We start from the raw sequence: 6,156 nt of genomic DNA on the forward strand, positions 1-6,156 counted from the left end.
AATTTCCGTCTCTGCATGGCAACCTCCGGCCTCATGAAACACCCAATCTCGGTGTCCATCAAACCGGCAGCAGCTCAGATTGATAATCCCGTGGGCGCAACGCGAATGTCAATTCGTTGGCTTGACGAAAAGGACGTGCCGTCTAGGACATCAGACATTTTTCCAGGTGAATCAGGAGATGCGGGGAGATTCCGCCCGGGGCAATGTGTTCCCGATACACGCAAGGCATCTCTTCCAGTAGAAAGCAGAAAAAACGGCCCGTCTTTATAGGACGAGCCGAAATTCAGTAATTTGTGTGCAGAGGTTTAATGTTCGGTGCAAACCTTTGTGACGGCGGATTCGGCTTCGCTCTTGGTCTTGTAAACGCTGTTGCCGACCACAGTGACGGTCGTAGTAGTCGGCTTCGTATCGACTACCGTGCATTTCTTGGTGGTGGCATCGCGCACGATATAGAACTCCGCTGCGCTAGCGGCCTGAATGCCGAGACCAAGACCAAGCATAGCAAAAGTGCCGCAGACGATGAGCTTCTTCATTCACTATCTCCTCTTTTCAAAAGTAGCGATACATAACGACGACAGCCGCCCTAAGTTCCTGCAGCGTCATTGAACCGCGCCGGGTTTGCCGGAGGCCATTTGGTTTAAGTTATGCCGCCAGAGCCGTTTGTTCGAGCATGGCATAGTAGCGCTGCTCGGCTTCGGCCGGCGAAATGTTGCCGATCGGCTCCAGGAGCCGCCGGTTGTTGAACCAGTCTACCCATTCCAGGGTCGCGAACTCGACGGCCTCGAAGCTACGCCATGGTCCGCGCCGATGGATCACCTTGGCCTTGTAGAGACCGTTGATGGTTTCGGCGAGAGCATTGTCATAGGAATCTCCGATGCTGCCGACGGAAGGTTCGATACCAGCTTCTGCCAGACGTTCGGTGTATTTGATCGAGACGTATTGGCTGCCTCTATCGCTGTGGTGCACGAGGCCGCTGCGATAGACCGGCTGTCGATCATGCAATGCCTGCTCCAGCGCATCGAGCACGAAGCCGGCGTGCGCCGTGCGCGAAGCCCGCCAACCCACAATCCTGCGGGCATAAGCGTCGATGACGAAGGCGACATAGATGAAGCCCATCCAAGTTGCGACGTAGGTGAAGTCGGAGAGCCAGAGGACGTTCGGCCTCGACGCCTTTCGAAGGGTGCTCGCCGACATGATCCAAAACCATGCGAACCGCACGGGCCCGAACCTCCGGTGAAAACTTGTTCGTCGTCTTGCTTGTCATGGCTCCATCCTCTCAGGAGTTGATGGAGTAGATGCCCCTCCCGTCCAACCAGCGGCGTGGCAGAATTGCCATCGCAGAATGGGCTGCGGGCAATAGGAGGAACGACATGAACAACGTCACCATCATCGGCATCGATCTGGCGAAGCGCGTCTTCCACGCTCATGGCGCGTACGCCGACGGCAGCGTCGCATTCCGGAAGAGGATGGCTCGCTCTCAGGTCCTCCCGTTTCTGACCCGACAGCCGACCTGTGTGGTCGCCATAGAGGCATCCGCGAGCGCCCACGAATGGGGCCGGGCCATACAGGGGCTGGGCCACGAGGTGAGGCTCATCCCGCCCAGCTACGTCAAGCCATATGTCAAGCGCCAGAAAAACGACACCGCCGATGCCGAGGCCATAGCTGAAGCAGGACCACGACCGACTATGCGGTTCGTGGCGGTGAAAACCGAAGAGCAGCAAGCGAGGGCGATGGTGTTCCGGACGCGCGATCTACTGGTGCGTCAGCGCACGCAGCTGATCAACGCCTTGCGCGGGCATCTTGCCGAACACGGCGTCATCGCACCGCAAGGTCCGGCTCATCTCAAAACCTTGGCTGCCGCGATCGACGCCGCTGAACCTTCTATGCCCAAACTGGTTCGTGATGTTGGCCGCGTATACCTCGAGCAGATTGATCGGTTGAGCTGCAAGATTGCAGAGCTGGAGAAAACCCTTCGCCGCGAAGCCCAGTGCGGGGAAGAGACGCGCCGCCTTCAGACAATGCCAGGAATCGGACCGATCACGGCCATGGCGGTGGAAGCATTTACGCCCCCCATGACGACCTTCAAGCGCGGTCGCGACTTCGCCGCCTGGCTCGGGCTGGTGCCGGTTCAACATTCGACAGGCGGAAAGCAGCGGCTCGGCCGCACTTCGAAAATGGGCCAGCGGGACATCCGACGGCTGCTGATCATCGGCGCTATGGCCGTCATACAGTGGGCCGCCCGCCGCGGCACGCGACCCGGCTCATGGCTCGCCCGAATGCTGGATCGCAAACCGCTGATGCTGGTTGCCATGGCGTTGGCCAACAAGATGGCTCGCTCAATATGGGCGATGTTGACGAAGAAAGAGGACTATCGGGATCTTGGCAGCGCAGCAGCCTGAGCACCTACTCGGCGACTGCGAGGCCATGATGGGCGGCATGTGAGGAGGGCGTGAACGTCAAGGGCAAACGATCGGTCTGATCGGGATCAGGAAATGCACCGAGGCTCCAAGAGCGAAAAGCTCGTCGAGTTGATTTGCGCCTGATCCGCGTATTTCCATGACGGCCAGCGGCACCTCCGACGCCGCGTCATAGGCCTGACACATGACCGCACCCGATCACATGCTCGAAGACGCGAATGGCACTTGCATGAAACGGGGCATCCACACATGGTGCCTCCGGCAAACCCGGCGCGGTTCACTCGGCGACCGACAGACGCATGACGGTTATGCACTACCAGGGGATCAAATGAGCGCTTACGTGCAAAGCGGTAGGTTGGCCATCGAGGCAATGCGAGAGAATCAATAAGCGCCGAAAAATCATTGCGCCAAGATTGAGTGAGTCGTGCTTTTTCGGAAGGTCCCTATGTTTAAAGCTCTCGCCCTCGCCACGTTCATGGTCGCTGCATGTATCGTTATCCACTATGAAACGCTGCGATACATGTCCGTTTTGATACCATCACTCAAGGTCGCGGTTCGCCTTAAAGTTCTGCTCGTCGTTTTTGGATGCTTCATCGCCCACACGATTGAAGTTTGGCTGTATGCTTTCGCATATTTGCTGCTTGATCAAATTGGATTTGGATCCCTAAAGGGCCATACCGAGGAGCACTTCGTTGACTTCCTCTACTTCTCTGCGACGTCTTATTCCACTTTAGGAATCGGCGACGTTTACCCAACCGGCGTGTTTCGACTCATTTCCGGCCTCGAAAGTATCAATGGCTTATTTCTGATCGCGTGGTCGACTTCGTTTACATACTTCGTGATGGACCGGCTTTGGCCGCTGCATTCTGACCGCACGAATGAGGACCGAAGCGATTGAACGTTTTCCTACTGCATGCTGAATTTCATTCAGGCTATGCTTGTTTTCGCCATTCAAGCCGAAGTTACCCGTTTTGTCGAACGCCACCGCGTTGAGTAGTCGCGTTTCGTCAAGCGCTCCTATGGGGAAAGGGCTTCGGTATAGGTACCGACAACCAGCGGTTCTCCGGGACAACATCACGCAGATTCAACCCGCCTCCGCCGATGCAACTTTCTCATTTTAAAGTGCCGTGCTCCCGGTACGCCAATGTCAAACCGTCATCCCGAGATCAGCTCCCGAAGGCGGTCTATTTCGGCCGGCCGGTTGGGTTACAGCATAACCAAAGTTGTCCCGGACGACCGCATCACACGTAATAGGACCTCGCTCGACTGTACCCTGCGATTCATTCTGGCCGCGCATCTGATCCATGCTCTGATAACTGGGCACCAAACCAGCGGTGGATCGCTGTAGCCAAGTGCCTGTCCCGACCCTCGAACGTGATTGCCGCACCGAGTGGCAATTCTGAATAACTGACGGCGATTTCTTGATGGTGGGTTGCAAGCTCCGACAAGCCCGGCATTGATTTGCCGTGAAGCGACATAGGATCAGCATAGTCGCCACGCTCAAAAGCTTTTGCTTCATGTTGAAGATGACGCCGGACTAGCCGAATCTGGTCCTTGTCATACGTGTCCTTGACTACGACACTTTGTACTCCGCCTGTGTCGGTCATCTTGAAGAAATGCACTGTCTTGCTGAGATCGAAGGGCATGACGGTTTGCGCCATCGCGTGAACGTGCTCTTGCTTCGTCTGGCTTAACGCTGGCACAGCACCCAATGCCGCAGCAAACCCTGCGGCTATTACAGTTGCAAAAACAAAATGCTGGTCGCACCTTCGATATTATGAAATGCTGTCATTATCGCAGCTGTCAGCATCATCCGACAGGCTCTGGCGCGCTGGCTTCGTGCTCCTGACCACGAATTCCGCGCCAGAGTTCTTTGCTTCCTTGAAGCGCTCGCTCCTGCACATGTTCGGTCTTGAAACCGAGATCTATCAGGCGGCCCGCGAGATGAGCAAGAACAGGCGACCGGGCATCCGACGGCCGAATAGATCGCCAACCACTGACGGAGGCGTGTGGCTGGGAGCAAATCCCTCGTTACCTGGTCCGGGACCGCGATGGTGCCTACGGCGAAATATTCCTGCGTCGGGTTCGGTCCATCGGTATTCGAGACCGTCCAACGTCTCCTCGCTCACCCTGATAAAATGCATACGCCGAACGGCTGATCGGATCGATCCGCAGGCGCGAAAGTGGTCCGTTGATCTGCCTCAAAGAACGCTAGTCAGCTACATTGTAGTTGAAATGAGCACGTCGGGAAAGTGTAGTGTGTCGCGTTTGAAAAGACGGCGTCCCCCACCGGACTCGTGAGGAGATAAGTGATGATGTGGGGATATGGTCATGATTGGGGCATGATGGGATGGGGCGGCGGAGTATTTAACATGATCATCTGGCCTCTGGTTATCGTCGCGCTGGTCATTGGTGTGATTTGGTTCTTACGGTCGCCATCTCATGGAGGCGCGGGGCGGCGGCCACGGCGCTCATCTGGCATCGATATTCTCGAAGAGCGCTATGCGCGCGGAGAAATTGATCGCGACGAGTTTCTGCAAAAGAAGAAAGAAATTTCTGGTTGAGGCCGCGTTCCAGTGAAATTCGCATCGTTGCAAACAGGGAGATCAGACATGTCGAAGCGAACGATTTTTACCATCCAGCTTGCGAGCGTTATCGCGGTTGTGGCCTTGACGATTTCTTCTCCAGTTAGCGCCCAAATGGGCAACAGAGGGTACGGCCCTGGAATGATGTATGGACAAGGTTATGGACATGGCATGATGGGTCCTGGCTACGGCCTGGGAATGATGGGCAATTACGGCCCCGGCATGATGGGCGGCTGTCCAATGATGGGAAGTACCCCTGACGGTCAGGTGTCGACCTTTGCGGTGGGGCGTATCGCTTTCCTCAAAGCGGAGCTAGGTATCACCGACGATCAAAAAAGCGTATGGGATGCTTATGCGGAGGCGATCAAGGACAATCTGCAAAACATGCAAGGCATGTGGCAGACAATGAAGACCATATTCGAAGCCAAGACGCCGGTCGATCGTCTTGATGCGCGAATTGCCGCAATGGACAGCCGGCTTGCCGCACTCAAGGAGATTAAACCGGCACTTGCGAAGCTCTACGCCGCACTGAGTGCCGACCAAAAGAAGAAGGCAGACGAGGTGCTTACCGGTGCGGGGTGCATGATGTGACGCGGCTCGCGACGATGCACTCTCGACCGCCTCAGCTTCTTCCGCAAGAACTGTCACGCCGATGGGGGAGACGCATTAATGCCTTTCAAGAGTATTCTTTCCGTGGTCGAACTTGACCATACGGATGATGATCTCAGCAGGGCCATTGATCTAAGCGCCAAGGCAAATGCGCACCTTTCCGTTCTGGTCATCGGACCGGCTGCACCGCCCCCGATCATGGAATACGGGGCGCTAGCGGAAGAAAGGGAAGAAGATACCGCCCGACTCGATCATCGCGTGGAAGAGATCACCGCAATAGTGTCCAAGGCAGGTATTTCGTTCGACGCAAATCGCGCTTATGTGGACATGACTTGGGCCCACGACGTGGTCGGGCGGCATGCGCGATATGCCGACCTGACGGTGATCTGCGGTAGCCTAATGGAGGAAGGACAACTGCGCGAGGCAATCTTGAAAGGGGCGCTCTTCGAATCGGCGCGTCCCGTGCTCATTGTACCGAAGGGAGCGGTAGGTACTTTGCGTCCGAAGGTGATTCTTCTCGCATGGGAGTCATCTCTCGAGGTCGC

Annotated in this window: 7 protein-coding genes and 2 pseudogenes; 6 read left to right on the forward strand and 3 right to left on the reverse strand. The window is 56.3% G+C overall.

The window, feature by feature from the left end; translation table 11 throughout:
- On the forward strand, positions 1-270 hold a 270-nt coding region (locus BGN91_RS17395), incomplete at its 5' end, for a hypothetical protein (protein ID WP_292615297.1).
- Positions 271-305: 35 nt separating this feature from the next.
- On the opposite strand, the gene BGN91_RS17400 is transcribed toward BGN91_RS17395, so the two are convergent.
- Both BGN91_RS17400 and BGN91_RS17405 read right to left on the reverse strand, forming a co-directional pair.
- A complete protein-coding gene (locus BGN91_RS17400; RefSeq protein WP_292615298.1) occupies positions 306-533 on the reverse strand; it encodes a hypothetical protein in 228 nt (75 codons plus the stop codon).
- Positions 534-642: 109 nt separating this feature from the next.
- A pseudogene (locus BGN91_RS17405) lies at positions 643-1,170 on the reverse strand (IS3 family transposase); the annotation flags it as partial.
- A 200-nt stretch (positions 1,171-1,370) separates the two neighbouring features.
- Between BGN91_RS17405 and BGN91_RS17410 the strand changes: the two are divergent.
- Both BGN91_RS17410 and BGN91_RS17415 read left to right on the forward strand, forming a co-directional pair.
- Entirely contained in the window at positions 1,371-2,399 is a 1,029-nt protein-coding gene (locus BGN91_RS17410) for an IS110 family transposase (protein ID WP_292615299.1), read from the forward strand.
- Between the two features lie 463 nt (positions 2,400-2,862).
- Positions 2,863-3,315, forward strand: coding sequence for an ion channel (locus BGN91_RS17415; RefSeq protein WP_292615301.1), 453 nt, complete (start codon positions 2,863-2,865; stop codon positions 3,313-3,315).
- 382 nt (positions 3,316-3,697) lie between these two features.
- Here the strand turns inward: BGN91_RS17415 and BGN91_RS17420 are convergent, their stop codons facing one another.
- Positions 3,698-4,078, reverse strand: coding sequence for a hypothetical protein (locus BGN91_RS17420; RefSeq protein ID WP_292615302.1), 381 nt, complete (start codon positions 4,076-4,078; stop codon positions 3,698-3,700).
- 651 nt (positions 4,079-4,729) lie between these two features.
- Between BGN91_RS17420 and BGN91_RS17425 the strand changes: the two genes are divergently transcribed.
- The 3 genes and pseudogenes from BGN91_RS17425 to BGN91_RS17435 all read left to right on the forward strand — a co-directional run.
- On the forward strand, positions 4,730-4,981 hold the full coding sequence (locus BGN91_RS17425) for an SHOCT domain-containing protein (protein WP_292615304.1): 252 nt from the start codon (positions 4,730-4,732) through the stop codon (positions 4,979-4,981).
- 48 nt (positions 4,982-5,029) lie between these two features.
- Positions 5,030-5,593 carry a Spy/CpxP family protein refolding chaperone gene (locus BGN91_RS17430; RefSeq protein ID WP_292615306.1) on the forward strand — a complete coding sequence of 188 codons (564 nt, stop codon included), beginning with the start codon at positions 5,030-5,032 and terminating at the stop codon, positions 5,591-5,593.
- A gap of 78 nt (positions 5,594-5,671) precedes the next feature.
- Positions 5,672-6,156: pseudogene (locus BGN91_RS17435) on the forward strand (universal stress protein); the annotation flags it as partial.

Origin of the sequence: Nitrobacter sp. 62-13 (assembly GCF_001896955.1) — a bacterium.
Lineage (GTDB): Bacteria > Pseudomonadota > Alphaproteobacteria > Rhizobiales > Xanthobacteraceae > Nitrobacter.

Bases quoted from the DNA above. Each gene is read 5' to 3' on its own strand.
- BGN91_RS17400 (WP_292615298.1), bottom strand. From the start codon at position 533: ATGAAGAAGCTCATCGTCTGCGGCACTTTTGCTATGCTTGGTCTTGGT.
- BGN91_RS17430 (WP_292615306.1), top strand. From the start codon at position 5,030: ATGTCGAAGCGAACGATTTTTACCATCCAGCTTGCGAGCGTTATCGCG.
- BGN91_RS17425 (WP_292615304.1), top strand. From the start codon at position 4,730: ATGATGTGGGGATATGGTCATGATTGGGGCATGATGGGATGGGGCGGC.
- BGN91_RS17410 (WP_292615299.1), top strand. From the start codon at position 1,371: ATGAACAACGTCACCATCATCGGCATCGATCTGGCGAAGCGCGTCTTC.
- BGN91_RS17420 (WP_292615302.1), bottom strand. From the start codon at position 4,078: ATGGCGCAAACCGTCATGCCCTTCGATCTCAGCAAGACAGTGCATTTC.
- BGN91_RS17415 (WP_292615301.1), top strand. From the start codon at position 2,863: ATGTTTAAAGCTCTCGCCCTCGCCACGTTCATGGTCGCTGCATGTATC.